This window comes from Corynebacterium halotolerans (assembly GCF_050107895.1).
GTDB lineage: Bacteria > Actinomycetota > Actinomycetes > Mycobacteriales > Mycobacteriaceae > Corynebacterium > Corynebacterium halotolerans_B.
The window spans coordinates 47359-63715 of the sequence record NZ_JBNILW010000014.1 but is presented as its reverse complement, the minus strand read 5'-3'; the positions used below and the strand labels follow the sequence as shown (position 1 = coordinate 63715).

The window sequence follows — 16357 nt, the reverse complement described above, 5'->3', positions numbered from 1 at the left end:
ATTAAGCCTTCTCGATGCGGGACAGCCGGGACGTGCCGCGGATCTCGCCGTGCCCGTCCGGGGCTTCCTGATAGTTGACCACCACGGTGGCGCCGACATAGGCCCCGAGGGTCTGGATCAGTTTCAGCGGCGTGGCCAGGACCATGTGGAAACCAAAACTGGTGAACACGTCCATGGTCTGGCGGGTGAACGCCGGATCGGCACGGTCGAAGGCCTCGTCGAGGATGACCGTGGCGTAGGTCGGGTACTGGGCACCCGGTTCCGCCAGCTGGTAACGCAGCGCCGCGGCGAGGCAGAAGAACACCAGTTTCTGAGCCTGTCCCCCGGACAACGAGGAGGAATCGACGTAGGTGTTGATGGTCTCGCCGACGCTGTCACGTTCCAGACCAATGAAGCTGACATGCCGGCGGGTGTCCAGCACCAGCCCCTTCCACCGCGTGTCCCCGGAGTCCTGGGAGCCCAAGCGCCGGATGAGCTTGGCAATGACCTGGTACCGGTCGAAGGCCTGCTTCTCGTCGCTGACGCCCAACCCGCCGCTGATGGCCGCATCAAGGTCGCGTTGGAACTCGGTGACGATGTCCCCGCGCCGGTCGCGGACCTGGATGTGGAGGAAACTACCGGTGTTGAATTCGGAACGTTCCAGGGAGCGGTTGATCGGGTCGATGCGTTCTTCGATCTCCCGGCGCGCATTCCGCAGCGCACGGGCGATCTGCCCGAGATTACGGGTGGACATGTCATTCATCAGGCTGAGGAAGTTCGCGGTGAACTCCGCCAGGCGGTCGCCCTGCAACGTACCCAGGCGATTGAGCGCTTCCCCGATGTAGTCGGGCTGGGGCTGGATATCGGCTTTCGCCGCCGGCCATTTCTCCAGGTAGCGGCTCAGGGTGTTCACGATCTGGGTGTTCGCGGTGTTCAGGGTGCCATCGAATCCCGCGATCTCGGTGTCGAGTTCATCCCGGAGTTGGCTGGTTCGCTCGTCGACGTTGCCTGCGTGGACCCGTCTGGTGGCGTCCGCCAGCCGGGTTTCCAGTTCGCGGGCAACCGGCTCCTCGACCTCCTGTTCCGGGATCTGTTGCAGGCGCTCCAATTCCTGCCGCGCGCTCTCCTGTTTGCTGCTCAGGACCGATACTTCGCTGTGCGTCTCCTGCCACTGGGTCTCGGCCGCTGCCAGTTCCCTTCTCGCCTTTTCCAGCCGGGCATTCAGTTCCGCAGCCTCCGGGGTGGTGCTCAGCTCCTGGATCGTCCGATCCAGATCCTCGACAGCACCCCGGGCGGAGTGGACGTCCACCTGCGTCCAGCTGGTGCCCAGGATCAGCTCCGCAGCCCGGTGCTCCTGGTCCAGGGCGTCGATCTGAGCCTTCGCCTCCTGCTGGCGGTTAACCGCCGCTTGCACCTTGGCTGCGCTCTGTTTGACCTGTTGCCGCAGCAGTTCGATCTTCTCGTGGTTGGTGGAGCCGAGTCGGTAGGTGGAGCGGTCCCCGAGGGCCCGGCGGTCATCCTTCTCCAGCCGCTCCGTGTCATCGCCGGAACGGTGGGCGTAGCGGCGCAGACCCCGGATGGTCACGGCATTGTCCCGGGGCCCCAACTTCTCGAAGTCCGCCGGGCTGTCCACGCACAGGATGTTGAAACTGCGTCCCAGTTCCGCGTTCAGCCAGGCACGGAAGGGCGAGGCGATGACCTCGACCTTCCGGGGCAGTGCGTTGTGCGCCTGCCGCGGAGAGGACTGCTCGGCGGCCGTGTTCACGCCATTGACCTTCAGCCTGGCTCCCAGGTGTTCAGCGTTGACCCAGTCCCGGACCCGCGGGAGGAGGGTGTCCGGTACGAGCAGGGTGGCGGCCAGACCTCCCAGCAGTCGCTGCACCACCGGTTCCCACTCCTCGTCCACCGGGTCGATGAGTTCGCCGGCGAAGGGGACCTCGCGGAGGTTCAGCCCGAGAGCGCCGCACATCCGTTCCCGGACCTCCAGCAACCGGTAGTCCAGGTTGCTGGTACCCCGGCTCAGCATGCTCAGCTCATGTTCGGCCCGCCCGTGCTCGTCCCGGGCACGGGTGCGGGCTTCCACAGCGTCCTCGCTGCGCTCCTCCAGGACGGCACGGTTGGCCGGATACTCATCCACGATGACGCGGGCGGCGTTGCCCACCACCAGAAAATCTTCGGCGGTCTCGGGCCCCGTCCCGTTTATTCCCTCGACAGCGTCCATCAACCGGCGGCGGTGGGTTTCGGTGGCTTCCAGTTTCTCCGCTGCAGATTCCCGACGCGCGCTCAGCTCCCCGTGCCGCGCGCCGAGGGTCCGGTCCACTGCATCCCGGGCGATTCGTTCCATATCCCGGGCGTGGTCGCGTCGTTTCCCGGCGGATTCGAACCGCGAGACCGCCGCCGAGTGTTCAATGCTGTAACGGCGGACCAGCACCTCCTGCTCCTCCCGTTTGATGCGGTTGCCCACCGTCGGCAGCGCATGCTTCAGCCCCAGGGTGTGCTCCCTGCCGATCGTCGCCTTGTCCTTGCGCTGCTTCAGCTGCGCCAACGGTTCCAGCGCCGCCACCTGGGACCGCACGTCCTCGACCCGTTCATAGGCGCCCTCCAGATCCCGGAACTGCTCGACGGCGGTCTCGGCCACCTGGAAGGTGTCGGGTTCCTCCAGCATGTAATCCCGGAAGAGATCATCCAGGCTCTGCAGGTCCTTCGCGGACTGGGCGCGGTGCAGCAGGTACTGGGCCTCCTGACTGGCGATGCCCAGCCGTGACCGGAACTTGCCGGCGAACACCGAGTGGTTCTCCGAGAAGGTGGCGTCCTTGAATGTCGCCTTGATCCGGCGTTTGTCGATGCCGCTACGCAGAAACTCCACCAGGTCATAGACGGTGTGGTCCGCGGGAAAAATCCCGTAGAAGCGGGTCACGTCAGCCTGTGAGTTGTGTCCGGATTTCAGGTAGAACATGGCCACCAGGGTGTGGGCCCCGCCCTCACCGTCCTCGTAAGTAAGACCCACCACCGAGTAGGTGGCCCGGGGACGGAGATAAGTGGCCACCACGGTGCCGGAGGCGTGATCCTCGCGGGAACGCCAGGCGCCGCGGACGTAGGAGACAAGGTTGCGCCCCTTGCCCCGTGGGGTATTCGCCTGGGCGGCGGCGTTGAAACGCACCCGGTCACCGGGCAGGAGGACGGCGGTGACGGCGTCGATAAGCGTCGACTTACCGGAGCCGGAACCTCCGGTGACCAGAAAGCCCTCCCGTGTCACGGGAATGTCCACGCTGCCTTCGAAGGTGCCCCAGTTGATCAGCTGGATCCGGGAGAGCCGGTACTGTCCGGGATGGATGTTCACTATTTCCCCTCGTCTGCGGAATCTTCGTCATCTTCGGTCACCCGGAACCGCTCGTACTCGGCGCGCACACCCTCCACGGTGGCGGCGTCGAAGATCTGCCGCAGGGCGGGTGAGACTTCGAAGCGCTCCTCGGTTTCAGTGGGGCGCACCAGCGAGTAGTCCACCATTCGGCGGAAGGCGGCGTCGAAGCGCCGGGACAGCTTCGACTCATCCCGTTCCCGGTCCGGACGGTAGAGCAACACCTGATCCCGCAGTTCGCCGCGGTCCACGATCACGCGTTCTCCCGGCGCGGATAACGCCAGCTCCTGACGCAGATGCAGGATGATCAGCGTGTCCCAGTGGGTCAGGGTCTCGGTGCGCAGCACCTTCGGCATCGGGGCCCGCTTGCCCTCACCGGTGTCCACGTCCTGTCCACCGGCTGCCGGCCGAGGGAAGGCAATACCGGCGTCCTCATCGAGGACCAGGTCCAGAAAGACGTTGTGCAGGCAGGACCGCAGGGCCTCCTCGTCACTGACGACCGCCTGCCACACCTGGGGGTGCTCCTGCGCCGTGACCATCGGCCCCTTGAGCAACTGCACCAGAGCCCGGCGGGAGTGATAGGACAACGTGCCGCTGTCCTCCGGCCACATTGGAGTGCTCATGCCAAGGTCTCCTCATCTCCGCCGCGAATGAACTGCCAGCCGCTGATGCGGACCCGGTAAGGTCCGGCGATCCGGTTCTCCCCAGCATCCTCCCACTGCACGGTCTGCGCGCGGCCGGTGGGTACGCCCCGGGTCATCGCCAGGTACAGCAGTCCCACCACGCTGGCCAAGCCCTGGCTGGCCGGGGTGATCTCCAGGACTTCGGCGATGGTGGCCGCCGGCTGTTTCGCCAGTGCCGTTGCCACGGACTCCTCGAGCTCCTCGAAGTCGATCTCGCTGGCGCGGATCTGTTCCATGAGGGCCCCGGTGTCCAGCTCCACCTCGTCCACCGGCTCGGGGATTTCCTCCACACGTTCCTCGCCGGGATTGCGCAGCTTCATCCCCGCCACGGACCGCAGCTGCATGCCGATGCGCACGAGTGGGGTTTCCATCTGGTGCAGCGCCGACACGGAACCTTTCTGCCCGGTTTCGGCGGCCGCGTACCGGGTAGCCCGCAGCAACTGCACCATCCGGCGGTTTTCCGCGAATTCTTCGCTGGTGACATAGTGGCGCAGACTGCGCGCCAGACCGGTCATCTCCTGGCTGACCTCATAGCTGGCGTCCTCCATGTCCCGGAACACCCGGTGCAGACCGGTGCGGAGAAGCTCCGGCACGTCCTGTGCTTCCTCCCGGCCCAGCACCTCGGTGATCCACCGGTCAATGAGTGCGGAGCGCTCCCGGTCCAGCAGCACCTCGAAAAAGCTGTTGAAGCTGCGGCCCGCATCGGAGTCCCCGATCAGGTCCACCCCGCGGAAGATCTCCTCCAGCACGTCACCGCGAGAATCCTCCGGGTCCAGCAGTTGCCTGCGCAACTGCCGGTTCAGGTCCCCCAACTCGTGGCGCACCCGTGCGAAATCCGCGGGGATCGACGCTGCCAGATCCAGGATGTCCGCCACCCGCTCCGTGATCTGCGCCGGGGTGAGCACCTCGAATTCCCCGCGGTGTGTGGCCTCGATGCGGCGCTCGATCTCGTCGCGTTCGCGTTCCAGCTCCCCGAGCCGCTTGCCGACGTCCGGGTCTGATTCCCGTGCCAGGGTCTGCAGCGCCCGGGACAGGGACTCAATCCGCGAAGCGGAGACCGAACGGTGTGGACTGTCCCAGCGCTGCAGCGCATCGAGCACCGCCAGCACGTCCTCGCTGGGTTCCAGGGTCTCACCGGTGCGGGAGGTGCCCGGGCGGCGCACCAGCCAACCATTGCGGATCCAATCGCCGACATAATCCTGCGGTCCCTTCGGCAGACTGAACCCCTCGCCGCGCAACTGGCGCAGCCCCTCGTCCAGCAGGGGGTAGATCTCCTGGGCGGGGCGCATCGTCGTGCCCTGCGGGAAATACTGCGCCACCACTGAGAGCACCACCGGCAGATTCTCGCTGCGCAGCAGCGCCATCACCGGAGATTCCCGCCGAAACCGCGCGAACCCCAGCGCGTGAGAAATCAGACTCATGCCATCGACCTCATGGCCCCGACTATTCCAGAAGAATCCGGGGGCCGCGGCTTTCCGGAGTACCAGCGCTTATCGACGCCGCGCCACCGCGACCGCGGCACGTGGGCTCTTCGGTAACCCCACCGGTGTCACCGACGGGATTCTGGCGGAGCACGCCGTCTGGGCGGCACTGATCTGGCCACTGGTGCTCACGGCGATCTTCCTGCCACTGTCCGCCCGGGCCTACCGGCGGCTGCGGAAGTGATCGTGGGGCGCGGTAGTCACCGCAGCGTCAGTGCGTGACGCGTCCCTATTTTCCCGAAGAGTGAAATAGTAATCTAAGTCACGGACAGTGACAGGTGGAACGGCGCATCCCTCGACCTGCCCCCTGCTCTGAAGACGCGCCGATGCGGAAAGGAGACGGCTCGATGTTCCTCAACGTCATGCCCGAACCGGGCCTCGGTGGATTCATCGATCAGCTGCTGCAGATGATCAACTGCCTCAGCTTCGGTGAGTGCATCGTCATTCAGTAATGGTCAGCGCCCACCGCAGCGGCCCGGGATCCCCGCAGGTCCCGGGCCACTTCTCATCCGCTCAGCCCTCGTCAGAATCCGCCGGCCGTTCCGCCTGGGGCAGAGTCCCCACCACCAGCCGGTAGGAATCGGAGACCAGATCCTTGACCAGCTTCTTCTTGATGCGATCACCATTGGCGACGGTGATCCAATGCTCTTTGTTCATGTGGTAGCCGGGAATGATCTCGGCGTGCTCCCCGCGCAGGGCCAGGGCATCCGCTGGATCCGCCTTGACCACCATGACACGCTTGCCACGGATCTCATCGGTGATTCCCTGGCCGGTGCTGTCCCGGGGGATCCTGGTGAGCAGCAGGAAAACCTTTCCGCCGACCTCATAGACGTCGTAATCGGAGCCGAACGGGTGCTCCAGGCGGGCACCGGGCAGTTTCTCGGCGCGCTTCCGGGCGGCCTTCTGCAGGTTTTTTCCACTCTTCACGAGTCTGACGTCCCTTCGTGGTCGGTGCCGGGCGGTCACGTTTAACCACCAGCATAGGGATACCCCACTGGGCGGCGCGGGAACAGCAGACTCATCGCAGGAAACCAGGTCGCAGGAACCCCGCTGATCAGATCTTGACCACCATCTTGCCGGTGTTACCGCCCTGCAGCTGGGAGATGAAGGCGTCGGGAGCGTTGGGCAGCCCCTCCACCACGGTTTCATCCCACACGATCTGGCCGTTGTTGAACCACTCAGACATTTTCGGGCGGAATTCCTCGGCGTATTCCTGGTAGTCACCGACGATGAACCCCTGCAACCGCAGGGATTTCTTGACGATCTGCCCCAGATTGTCGGGACCCGGCTGCGGGTCTTCATCGTTGTACTGGCTGACCGCCCCGCACACAGCCACTCGGCCATAGCGCTTGAGCACGTCGAGCGCGGCCTCCAGGTGATCGCCACCGACATTGTCGAAATAGACGTCGATCCCCTCTGGGGCGGCGTGGGCCAGCTGCTGCCGGAGCGTCCCCTTCTTGTAGTTCAGCGCGGCGTCGAAACCGTATTTCTCCTCCAGCAGTGCGGTCTTTTCCTCACCGCCCGCCGATCCGATCACCCGGGAGGCCCCGCACAGCCGGGCGATCTGCCCGACCGTGGACCCGACCGCGCCGGCTGCACCGGACACAAAGACGACATCGCCCTCATTGATCCCGGCGATTTTGGTCAGCCCCACATACGCGGTCAACCCGGGCATCCCGAGCAGCCCGAGATAGAGCGAGTGCGGCACGCCACCGAGGTCCGGTTGGACAGCGAAGTCCCCCGCCGGCCCCTGGGTGATGTCGCGCCAACCGTGCATGCTGGTGACCAGCGTGCCCACCGGCAGGTCGTCGGAACGGGACGCAATCACAGTGCCGACGGCGCCGCCGGTCATCGTCTCACCCAGCTCGAAGGGCGCAACATAACTCTTGGCACCGGACATTCGGCCGCGCATATAAGGGTCGACGGAGATGAATTCATTCCGTACCCGAACCTCGCCGTCGGCGAGCTCGGGCAGCTCCACGGTCACCCTACGGAAGTTGTCCGGTGTGGGCAGCCCCCGTGGCCGACTGGCCAGCTCGATCTGGGTGCTGATGGTCTGATTCGTTTCTGACATGGCAAACCCCTCCTCGATCGGGTGTTGTTCCTGATAGTGGAACAACGAACGGGTTCCCCGGAAGATTCCGGAATCTCAGTTGCAACCTGGTAACGGCCGGAAAATTTTGCTCGACCACGGGGACAGCCACGGGACAGCCACGACCAGGAGCACAGCGAGGACAGCAGGCTTACGGAGAAGAGAGCCGAGCAGTCCGCCCACCATCGAGGACAATGACCTCTCCGGTCAAGAAGTGGGCACTGTCACCCGCCAGAAAGACGACGAGGTCCCCGATATCTTCCGGGGTCCCCACTCTGCCCACCGGGTGCAGATCATTCAGGGCAGCGCGGGCGGCGGCGGAGTCAGTCATGCCTGTCAGGTAGTCCTCACTCAGTTCAGTGCTGATCCACCCCGGCGCGACGGCATTGCAGCGAATATTGGCGGTCCCCAGATCCACCGCCATCGCCTTGGTCATGCCGTGAATTCCACCCTTGGAAGCGGAGTAGGCGGCATGCTGCGGGTTCGCTCCGATACCTTCAATGGAACCGATGTTGACGATGCTGCCGCCTCCCCGTTTCCGTAGATGAGGTAGGGCCGCCTGCGTGAGAAACAAGGGTGCGCGAAGGTTAACCGCCATCATGAGATCCCATTGTTCCGGCGTGATGTCAGAGATGCTGGCCTCAAACATCATCCCTGCGTTGTTGACCAGGATGTCGATCCCGCCGAAATGCTCCGCCGCCTCATCAACCGCGGTACGGATTTCCTCCGTGTCCTGCAGCTCCACGGGGACATGCTGAACATCTGGGTGCTCCGCCAGCTTCTCGTCGAGGGGGCGACGTTGCAGGACCGCCACTTTCGCTCCTGCGGCCAGGAAGCGATCAACTATTCCCCTGCCGATGCCGCGTCCCCCACCAGTGACCACAGCAACTTTTCCTGCCAGCTCCATCCCTCTCCTTCCGACCTTCCACACCCGGGCTCCGTCGTCATGGACACCGGAGAACTCGGCGTCCTTCTCATCCGCTTCATACTATTGGTCCGGCATGCTTCCGGTCGCGCGAACGGTCACTGTCAGCCGGTGGAAGTCGCCTGCTCTGCCCCACGCCTTCGTTCGGTCGGCATTTCAGGATCTGTATAGATAGGCCAGAAACAACACCAGATGAAAAAAGCCGCAGGCGGAACCAACAGGTTCCGCCCGCGGCGTCGTTACACCCGGGTGGGCCGGGCCACCAGCCAGGCGACGGCCCGGGAAGGGCTACTTCTTCTTGGCCTTCTTGGCCTTCTTCTTCGACTTGGAGGTCAACAGAGCGCCGGAGATAGCGGCCATGAACAGGTCCTTGGACAGACCGGTGCCGGCCTCAGACGGACGGAGGCGGTCAGCCTGGGTCATGGCCTCGTTACGGAAGTAGATGGCGAGCAGACCGGCGGAGAAGGTGCCCATGGCCGCACCGGCGGCCCGGTTCGACACGAAGGGGGTCAGCAGGGCGGCGGCGATGCCGATCTCGGAGTAGCTGAGGAACTTACCGAAGGTCTCCGGGGACATCTTCTTCACCGCCGGGACGCCGGTGGCCGCGAATTCCTGGATACCGGCGGCAGCTTCCGCGGGCAGCCCCAGCTTGCCCACGCCGGACTGGAGGATGTAGGCGCCGGAGACGCCGCGCAGAATGATGTTCGGAAGGCTCATCTGTGTTTCCTGTCTTTTCTTCTTGGTGTTCTACGGGTGAGGGCCCCGCAACCGCGGATGGGTGCGGGTCCTTCTTCATGCAACATGATGACACGTCAATTGTTCCCGCGCGCCTCCCGGCAGTCAACCGCAGCCGCCGATCACAGTTCGAAATAGAGCGGAGCGTGCGCTGCACAGCCGGGGTTGAAGGGATGCCCGCATTTCAGGCACCGGGTCGCTGCGGAGTACTCAGCGTAGTTCATCTCGTGGCCGCAGGCTCCGCATCTGGCACCAGTCACCCCTGAGTCTGCGACGACGCGTCCGAAGGGGTGATCGGCGTGGTCACGGTGGCATCGGAAGCAGGCCCACCAGGTGTCACAGGTGGCACAGCGGTTCGCGATGATGTCCCACTCCGAGTGATAGTGCGCGCACCTGCCCTGCCCGTCGACCGCCGTGCCCCGGATACGGACGCCCACCGCTATTGCCCCAGTTTCACGACGGCCCGGCCGTGGCGGTTGCCCTCGAGCAGGTCCGCCCCCGCCGCGGCGACCTCCTCCAGCGTCAGGGTTTCGGTGAAGCCCTCGAGCACGGTGGGATCGAGGTGCTCCGCCAACAGGCTCCAGGCCCGTTCCCGTAGTTCCAGGGGCGCGTCCACGGAGTTGATGCCGATGAGCCGCACCGCACGCAGGATGAACGGCAGGACACTGCCGGGCAGATCCGGCCCCTGGGCCATGCCACAGGCGGTGACCACGCCGCCCCACCGGGTCTGGGCGAGGGCGTTGACCAGGATGTGGGAGCCCACCGTGTCCAGCACCCCGGCGAACCGGGTCTTCTGCATCGGCTTTTCGGCCTCCTCGAACTCGGCACGGTCCAGCACGTCCACGGCGCCGAGCCCGCGCAGGTATTCGCCGTGTTCCTCGACGCGTCCGGTCAACGCGACCGGCCGGTAGCCGAGCCGGCTGAGCAGGTGGAGGGCCACCGATCCCACGCCGCCCGTGGCGCCGGTGACCAGGATGTCCCCGTCTTCCGGCTTGACGCCCTGCTGCACCAGGGCGTCGACGGACAGCGCCGCCGTAAAGCCTGCGGTGCCGATGGCGGCGGCCTGCGCCGCTGAGAATGCCTCCGGCAAGGCGATGGTGGAGTCGGCGGCGATCCGCAGCCTCTCCGTGTACCCGCCGTGCCGTCTCTCCCCGAGGCCGGCGCCGTTGAGCACCACTTCGTCGCCTTCCCGGAACCGGCCGGAGGAGGACTCGGTGACGGTACCCACGACATCGATGCCCGGGATCAGTGGCAGCGTGCGCGCCACACCCGGATCGCCCGCCAGCGCCATACCGTCCTTGTAGTTGAGGCTGGAGAAGGCGACGTCGATGAGCAGATCCCCCTCACCGAGGAAGTCGTCGCCGACTTCGCGGATGTCGGTCGTGATGTTGTCTGAGCTGTCTTTGTCCACTACCAGTGCTCTCGTCATGCCACCGAGTGTAGGCGAGCTGGCGGACCCGACGCGGCGGCTGCACAATCATCTGGCTGACCAGCGGCGTCGGAGCCGCAACCAGTGCGGTTGCTCACTCCAGTTCAACCGCACCGTGACAATCGCCCAGTGTGCCTGGCGCAGGATGCGGGGCGGCGACAGCAGGGCCCGCCAGCTGACCGGCATGACGCTGCCCCGGTCCACCAGGAGACGCTGCCCGGGCCGCAGCTGAAAACTCAGATCGAAATCATCGTGGACCGTGCGCACCAGATGCACCCCGCCACGGACCTGGCGCCACCAGGAGCTACGGACCGCCATGTTCGAGCCCCAGAGCGCGTGGTGCCCCAGCGCGGCGGCCGCGCAACTGCGGTAGAGGGTGATGTAGCAGAATCCGGCCAGCCTGCCGAGCACATTCCTGCCGTAGCCGCTGCGGGCGATGCCGCTGACTCCGACCACCTCCGGTCCGGCGGCCATCAGGATGTGGGCGTGGCGGGAGATCCAGTGGCGGGGCGGCCTGCTGTCCGCGTCGCACCGCAGGATGAACTCGCCCGCTGCGGCGTCATAACCGGCTGCCGCGGCAATGGGGATGCCCGGCTCCGGTTCAACGAGCACCCGGACCGGAAGCTCGGGGTGCGTCGCGAGCACAGCCGTCAGATCATCAGCGGAGCCGTTGTCCACGATGATCACCTCCTCCGGCGGTTGATCCTGCCCCGCCAGGGCAGTGAGACAACCGGCAAGCAGCATCGCGTCATTCCGTACTGGAATGACGACACTGACCGAGCTCATCTCCGCTCCCTCAGGGTGGTGGTTGGCACGAAATTAGCGGAAACTGGGAGGAGCCTCATTGTTTCACGTGAAACATTTCCGCCCGGGCATCTTCCCCCAGCTGTCGCGCCACACCGAACGTACCCTGGAAGACAGGGCGGCGATCCAGCACAGTGCGCCCTCCCGCCACATCCCGACCCCAGTGTCCCCCATTCATCTGAACCGGAAGGACCCAGGACATGACCCACCCCGGCATCCCCAATTCCGCCTATCTCCACACTGACCCGATCACTGATATTGAGTTCCTTGAGGTTCCGGAGGTCCACACCGTGATCGCGAACTTCACGGACCATCCCATGACGGACATGGCGTCCACCTTCGACGCCACCTTCCGGGCACTCTTCCCCGCCTTGGCAGCCCACGGCCTGACCCCGGCCGGTCCCGCCTTCGCGCTGCACTACCGGATGCCCACCGACACCGCGACCTTCGAGGTGGGCGTCCCCGTCAACGCCGCGCTGGACAATGAATTCACCACCGACGCCGGAGTGACCCTGACCCCGTCCACCCTGCCGGCCGGCCGTGTCGCCAGAGTCTCCCACCTCGGCCCCTATGAACGGCTCGGCGAATCCTGGGGGACGTTCATGCAGTCGATAGCGGCCTCCGGCACGCAACCGAGCCTCCCCTTCTGGGAGGTGTACGTGACAGAGCCGACCCCGGACGCTGACCCGACCACGCTACGCACGGATCTGTACTCCCGGCTCGCCGATTGACGCCCTCCGCTTAACGACGCCCCGCCTCCCGCAGGATGTCGAGCACCCCCTCCAGGCCTGCCATGCGGGCCTGTCCCGCTTCCCGGGCGCCCTTCGGGGCGTCGCCAAGGGTGCTGGTCATGGAGGCGTTCCAGTACAGGCCGTCCCCCATGAGCATCACGGCGTCGGCAATCGCGTCATCGCCGACCTCCTCCCGGATCAGACGGAACCAGCCCTCCTGAACCTCGCGGTAGGCCGCGAGTTTGGCGGCGTCATGCTCCGGGGCCAGCTGCATCGCCGCCAACAGGAGCCGGTCCAGCGGATCGTCCTGCAGCAGGGAGCCGCGAAGGTAATAGGAGGCCGCCCCCTCCGGAGCCGCCGCCATCTTCGCCAGGTCCTCCTCGAGCAGGTGGCGCGCCCGCTCCAGAAGCGCCTCAGCCATGGCCGTCTTGTCCCGGAAGTGGTACAACAGTCCACCCTTGGACACTCCGGCGCGGGCAGCCACCTGGTCCATGGTCGCCGCCCGCTCCCCCTCCTCGATGAGAATCGCCTGGTAGGAATCGAGGACTTTTTCGCGTGCGGACATGAACTAGAACTTACCGGATCGACACTAAACCGTCCAGACGGTACAGTACCGCTGCATGAGGCTCTCCCGTTCCGATCACCCCTCGGTCAACACCACACACGCCCGCCGCTGGTGGGCGCTCGTGGCACTGATGCTCCCGGTCCTGCTGGTGTCCATCGACAACACCGTGCTGGCATTCGCCCTGCCGGAGATCTCGGAAGCGCTGCAGCCGAGTGGTACAGAACTGCTGTGGATCGTGGACGTCTACCCCCTGGTGCTGGCGGGCCTGCTGGTGTCCATGGGCAGTCTGGGCGACCGGATCGGCCGGCGTCGACTCCTGCTGATCGGTGGCACCGGCTTCACCCTGGTGTCGGTATTGGCGGCCTTCATGCCGAATGCCGCACTACTGATCGCCGCACGCGCCCTGATGGGCTTCTTCGGTGCCATGCTGATGCCGTCCACGCTCTCGCTGATCCGCAATATCTTCACCGACGCCACCGAGCGGCGCACCGCCATCGCGATCTGGGCGGCCGGATTCTCCGGCGGCGCGGCCCTGGGGCCGGTGGTGGGCGGCTTCCTGCTGGAGCACTTCTACTGGGGCTCGATCTTCCTCATGGCCATCCCCGTCATGCTGCCACTGCTCGTCTTCGGGCCGGTGGTGATCCCCGAATCCCGCGACCCGCACCCGGGCCCGGTCGATCCGGTGAGCATCCTGCTGGTGTTGGGCACCATGACGCCGCTGGTCTACGGCATCAAGCAGCTGGCTGCGGCGGGACTTTCGCCGGTACCGGTCGCAGCCATCGCACTCAGCCTCGCCCTGGGCACAGCCTTCGTCCGCCGGCAGCTCGGCCGCGAGGAGCCCATGCTGGACGTGCGCCTGTTCCAACGGCCGGTGTTCTCCGGCGCGATCGGCGCGAACCTGCTGAGCGTGTTCTCCCTGGTGGGTTTCCTCTACTTCGTCTCCCAGCACCTGCAGCTGGTCAGCGGACATTCCCCGATGACGGCCGGACTGATGCTGGTGCCGGGCATGGTGGTGACGATCATCGCGGGTCTGCTCGTGGTGAAGCTGGCCCAGCGTTTCCAGCCGGCCGTGATCGTCACCGGGGGACTGCTGCTCAATGTCGTCGGTTACGCGTTGATCGCCCTGACCGGCGGACAAGGTTCGGATCTGGGCCTGCTCATCGCCTTCATGATCCTGGGCGCGGGCATCGGCGGTGCGGAGACAATCTCCAATGACCTGATCCTGTCCGCCGTCCCCGCGGAAAAGGCCGGTTCCGCCTCGGCGATCTCGGAAACCGCCTATGAGACGGGCGCGGTCCTGGGCACCGCCGTCCTCGGCAGCATCCTCAACCTGGCCTACCGCACGAACCTCGAGGTGCCGGAAGAGGTTCCGGCGGAGCTGGCGGACTCGGCCGGGGAGACCCTGGGAAACGCCACCCGGATCGCCCAGGAGCTGGGCGGAGGCGCCGGCGCCAGCCTGCTGGAATCGGCCCAGCACGCCTTCGATTCGGGCGTGCTCATCACCAGCCTGATCGGTGCCGCCCTCATGGCCGCGGCAGCCGTACTGGCCTGGCTCACACTGCGGGAGCAGAAGAGCTGACGCGGAGAATGAGCCGCAGGGATGTCCCGGGACCGGGAGCCCGGCCGGAGAAAACAGAGTGCGGCGGACAGGGGCTTCCTGTCCGCCGCACGCCTACTGCATTACCCAGGCAAGCTGCCCGGTCCGACTCAGGTGTTAGGACCCGGCTCGTTCTGGGTCGCACCCTCGGAGTCGGCGATTCCCGAGCCGTCCGCCGGGTGGGGGTTTTCGGTTTCCCGGTGTTTACCGCCCTGACCTGAGGGACCCGAGGTGTTCTCGGTGTCCTTGTCCGGGTCGCGGTCCCGGGAGCGGTCCGTGGGGCGCGGGGCCCCGATCTGCTCTTCATCGACGCCGGTGGTGTTGTGGTCGTTTTCGTCACTCATTGCTGCCGTTCCTTTCCTCGTCGGATGTGCGGCCCAGTCTAGGCGCGTCGAGGTTGGTCCGTCGGCCGCGGCGACAGACCAGCCTGGCCCACCTCCCCGGCAGCTTTCTCCAGCTGAAGCAGGAAATGCCCCGGACCCGCATCTTCACCGACGACCGCTTCAACCACTGGTTCCCACAAAGTCAGCCGGTGTGACATAAACCACTTTTTATGTGTTCTGCGTCTCACTTTCGCATCTCCGGTCGTCTTCCCGTGCCCCCAGGAGATGGCTCTACGCCCCTCCGCGCACCCGCACGCCTCTCCCTGAAACCCCTGGAAAGCCCCGTATCCTCCATCGATGTTCCCGACAGCGCCGGCGCCACCACGAAAAAGGGCGGCGGAGACCAGGATGTCACCGTCAGGAAAATGGCACATTCTACTTCGTTCTCGTCAGGTTTCAAGGAAAAACGACAACCAGTTCCGGATCAGTCAATCCACAGGTTTTTCCCATTCGTCCCCCCTACCGTCGGAGTCATCCGGTCGCCGCCGAGACACTTACCGCATATGACCTCGGCAGGCCGGAGTCGACAGAAGCTAGATGGACATGCACGACGAAGATCCGAGAAAGGTGAAGGACATGACCCCGAACACCCGTAATATCAACGATCTGAGCAACGCCACCGCCTTCGACAGCGACAACGACAAGTTGGGCTCCGTCAAGGAGGTCTACATCAATGACACCACGGGTCAGCCTGACTTCGTTGAGGTGGGCCACGGCCTGTTCGGCATGAGCTCCAGCCTGGTTCCGCTGCGCGGCCACCGTCTCAACGGCGATGAGCTGCAGCTGGCATTCCCGAAGGACCGCATCAAGGATGCGCCGAACCTGGATGCCGATGAGCACCTGGATCCCACGCAGCTGGAGACGCTCTACCACCACTACGGGCTGGAGAGCACCGAGAACACCGAGACCTACACCGACCCCTCTGACCACCGCGCTGCCGAGGACCGCAGTGCCGCCCCCGGAACCGCAGGTACCGCGGGTCTGGCAGGTGCCGCCGGCGCCCGCGAGACCACGGGACGTTACCCCCAGGCCACCGACGCGGCCGGAGAGCCCGATCCCGTGGCCGATCCCTCCGCCTATGCCGACGACAGCCGCATGGATCATGCCGCCGGACACGCCACTGATGCCCCGGGCCCGAACGTCCGCGCCGGCGACGTCGGCCAGACCCCCCGCGGCCGCAACCCCGTCGGTGACACCGACGAGGGCGGCGAGCTGACCCGCTCCGAGGAACAGCTGCGGGTGTCCAAGGACCGGGAGACCACCGGAAAGGTGCGCCTGCGCAAGCACATCGTGCACGACACCGAGACGGTGGACGTGCCCGTCGAACGCGAGGAGGTCCACGTGGAACGCACTCCGGTGGACCCCAATGAGGTGACCGACCGCGACCGCGACCTGGTCGAGGACGAGGCCTCCGTGACCCTGCACGAGGAGCGGGTGAACGTGGACAAGGAGTCCGTGCCGGTGGAGAAGGTCAGGCTGGACAAGGACACCGTGCGCGACACCGAGCGCGTCACCGAGGATGTGGCCCGCGAGGAGATCGAGGCCGAGGGCCTGAACGACCGCACCGACCGCCCCGGCCGCAAGGACCGCTGACA

At 65.7% G+C, this 16357-nt stretch carries 16 protein-coding genes; 4 read left to right on the top strand and 12 right to left on the bottom strand.

What is annotated here, in order from left to right; genetic code table 11:
* Window position 1: 1 nt before the first annotated feature.
* Genes ACQCVD_RS12870 through ACQCVD_RS12860 form a run of 3 tightly spaced genes read right to left on the bottom strand, consistent with a single transcriptional unit; the run spans window position 2 to window position 5441 of the window.
* The gene (locus ACQCVD_RS12870; RefSeq protein ID WP_426824165.1) at window positions 2–3319 is read right to left on the bottom strand and encodes an ATP-binding protein; all 3318 of its coding nucleotides are present in this window, start codon (window positions 3317–3319) and stop codon (window positions 2–4) included.
* A complete protein-coding gene (locus ACQCVD_RS12865; RefSeq protein WP_426824164.1) occupies window positions 3319–3960 on the bottom strand; it encodes a DUF4194 domain-containing protein in 642 nt (213 codons plus the stop codon). The genes ACQCVD_RS12870 and ACQCVD_RS12865 overlap by 1 nt, the downstream gene beginning before the upstream one ends.
* Window positions 3957–5441, bottom strand: a complete 1485-nt coding sequence (locus ACQCVD_RS12860; protein WP_426824163.1) for a DUF3375 domain-containing protein — start codon at window positions 5439–5441, stop codon at window positions 3957–3959. The genes ACQCVD_RS12865 and ACQCVD_RS12860 overlap by 4 nt, the downstream gene beginning before the upstream one ends.
* On the opposite strand from ACQCVD_RS12860, the gene ACQCVD_RS12855 reads away from it, so the two are divergent.
* The gene (locus tag ACQCVD_RS12855; protein ID WP_426824162.1) at window positions 5440–5685 is read left to right on the top strand and encodes a hypothetical protein; all 246 of its coding nucleotides are present in this window, start codon (window positions 5440–5442) and stop codon (window positions 5683–5685) included. The genes ACQCVD_RS12860 and ACQCVD_RS12855 overlap by 2 nt on opposite strands.
* Before the next feature lie 329 nt (window positions 5686–6014).
* Here ACQCVD_RS12855 and ACQCVD_RS12850 read toward each other — a convergent pair whose 3' ends face one another.
* The 7 genes from ACQCVD_RS12850 to ACQCVD_RS12820 all read right to left on the bottom strand — a co-directional run bounded on the left by ACQCVD_RS12850 (window position 6015) and on the right by ACQCVD_RS12820 (window position 11468).
* The gene (locus ACQCVD_RS12850) at window positions 6015–6428 is read right to left on the bottom strand and encodes an MmcQ/YjbR family DNA-binding protein (RefSeq protein WP_426824161.1); all 414 of its coding nucleotides are present in this window, start codon (window positions 6426–6428) and stop codon (window positions 6015–6017) included.
* 127 nt (window positions 6429–6555) lie between these two features.
* Entirely contained in the window at window positions 6556–7575 is a 1020-nt protein-coding gene (locus ACQCVD_RS12845) for an NADP-dependent oxidoreductase (RefSeq protein WP_426824160.1), read from the bottom strand.
* Window positions 7576–7744: 169 nt separating this feature from the next.
* The gene (locus tag ACQCVD_RS12840) at window positions 7745–8500 is read right to left on the bottom strand and encodes an SDR family NAD(P)-dependent oxidoreductase (protein ID WP_426824159.1); all 756 of its coding nucleotides are present in this window, start codon (window positions 8498–8500) and stop codon (window positions 7745–7747) included.
* Window positions 8501–8806: 306 nt separating this feature from the next.
* A complete protein-coding gene (locus ACQCVD_RS12835; RefSeq protein ID WP_426824158.1) occupies window positions 8807–9235 on the bottom strand; it encodes a hypothetical protein in 429 nt (142 codons plus the stop codon).
* Window positions 9236–9375: 140 nt separating this feature from the next.
* Window positions 9376–9690 carry a CHY zinc finger protein gene (locus tag ACQCVD_RS12830; RefSeq protein WP_426824157.1) on the bottom strand — a complete coding sequence of 105 codons (315 nt, stop codon included), beginning with the start codon at window positions 9688–9690 and terminating at the stop codon, window positions 9376–9378.
* A gap of 2 nt (window positions 9691–9692) precedes the next feature.
* The gene (locus ACQCVD_RS12825; RefSeq protein WP_426824156.1) at window positions 9693–10682 is read right to left on the bottom strand and encodes an MDR family oxidoreductase; all 990 of its coding nucleotides are present in this window, start codon (window positions 10680–10682) and stop codon (window positions 9693–9695) included.
* A 48-nt stretch (window positions 10683–10730) separates the two neighbouring features.
* Window positions 10731–11468, bottom strand: coding sequence for a glycosyltransferase family A protein (locus tag ACQCVD_RS12820; protein WP_426824155.1), 738 nt, complete (start codon window positions 11466–11468; stop codon window positions 10731–10733).
* A 218-nt stretch (window positions 11469–11686) separates the two neighbouring features.
* Between ACQCVD_RS12820 and ACQCVD_RS12815 the strand changes: the two genes are divergently transcribed.
* Window positions 11687–12217, top strand: a complete 531-nt coding sequence (locus ACQCVD_RS12815) for a GyrI-like domain-containing protein (RefSeq protein WP_426824154.1) — start codon at window positions 11687–11689, stop codon at window positions 12215–12217.
* Between the two features lie 10 nt (window positions 12218–12227).
* Here ACQCVD_RS12815 and ACQCVD_RS12810 read toward each other — a convergent pair whose 3' ends face one another.
* Window positions 12228–12782, bottom strand: coding sequence for a TetR/AcrR family transcriptional regulator (locus ACQCVD_RS12810; protein WP_426824153.1), 555 nt, complete (start codon window positions 12780–12782; stop codon window positions 12228–12230).
* A gap of 55 nt (window positions 12783–12837) precedes the next feature.
* On the opposite strand from ACQCVD_RS12810, the gene ACQCVD_RS12805 reads away from it, so the two are divergent.
* Window positions 12838–14361 (top strand): MFS transporter, encoded by a 1524-nt coding sequence (locus ACQCVD_RS12805; RefSeq protein ID WP_426824152.1) that lies wholly within the window; start codon window positions 12838–12840, stop codon window positions 14359–14361.
* A 128-nt stretch (window positions 14362–14489) separates the two neighbouring features.
* On the opposite strand, the gene ACQCVD_RS12800 is transcribed toward ACQCVD_RS12805, so the two are convergent.
* Window positions 14490–14723 carry a hypothetical protein gene (locus tag ACQCVD_RS12800; protein WP_426824151.1) on the bottom strand — a complete coding sequence of 78 codons (234 nt, stop codon included), beginning with the start codon at window positions 14721–14723 and terminating at the stop codon, window positions 14490–14492.
* A gap of 615 nt (window positions 14724–15338) precedes the next feature.
* On the opposite strand from ACQCVD_RS12800, the gene ACQCVD_RS12795 reads away from it, so the two are divergent.
* Window positions 15339–16355, top strand: a complete 1017-nt coding sequence (locus ACQCVD_RS12795) for a DUF2382 domain-containing protein (protein WP_426824150.1) — start codon at window positions 15339–15341, stop codon at window positions 16353–16355.
* Window positions 16356–16357: the final 2 nt, after the last annotated feature.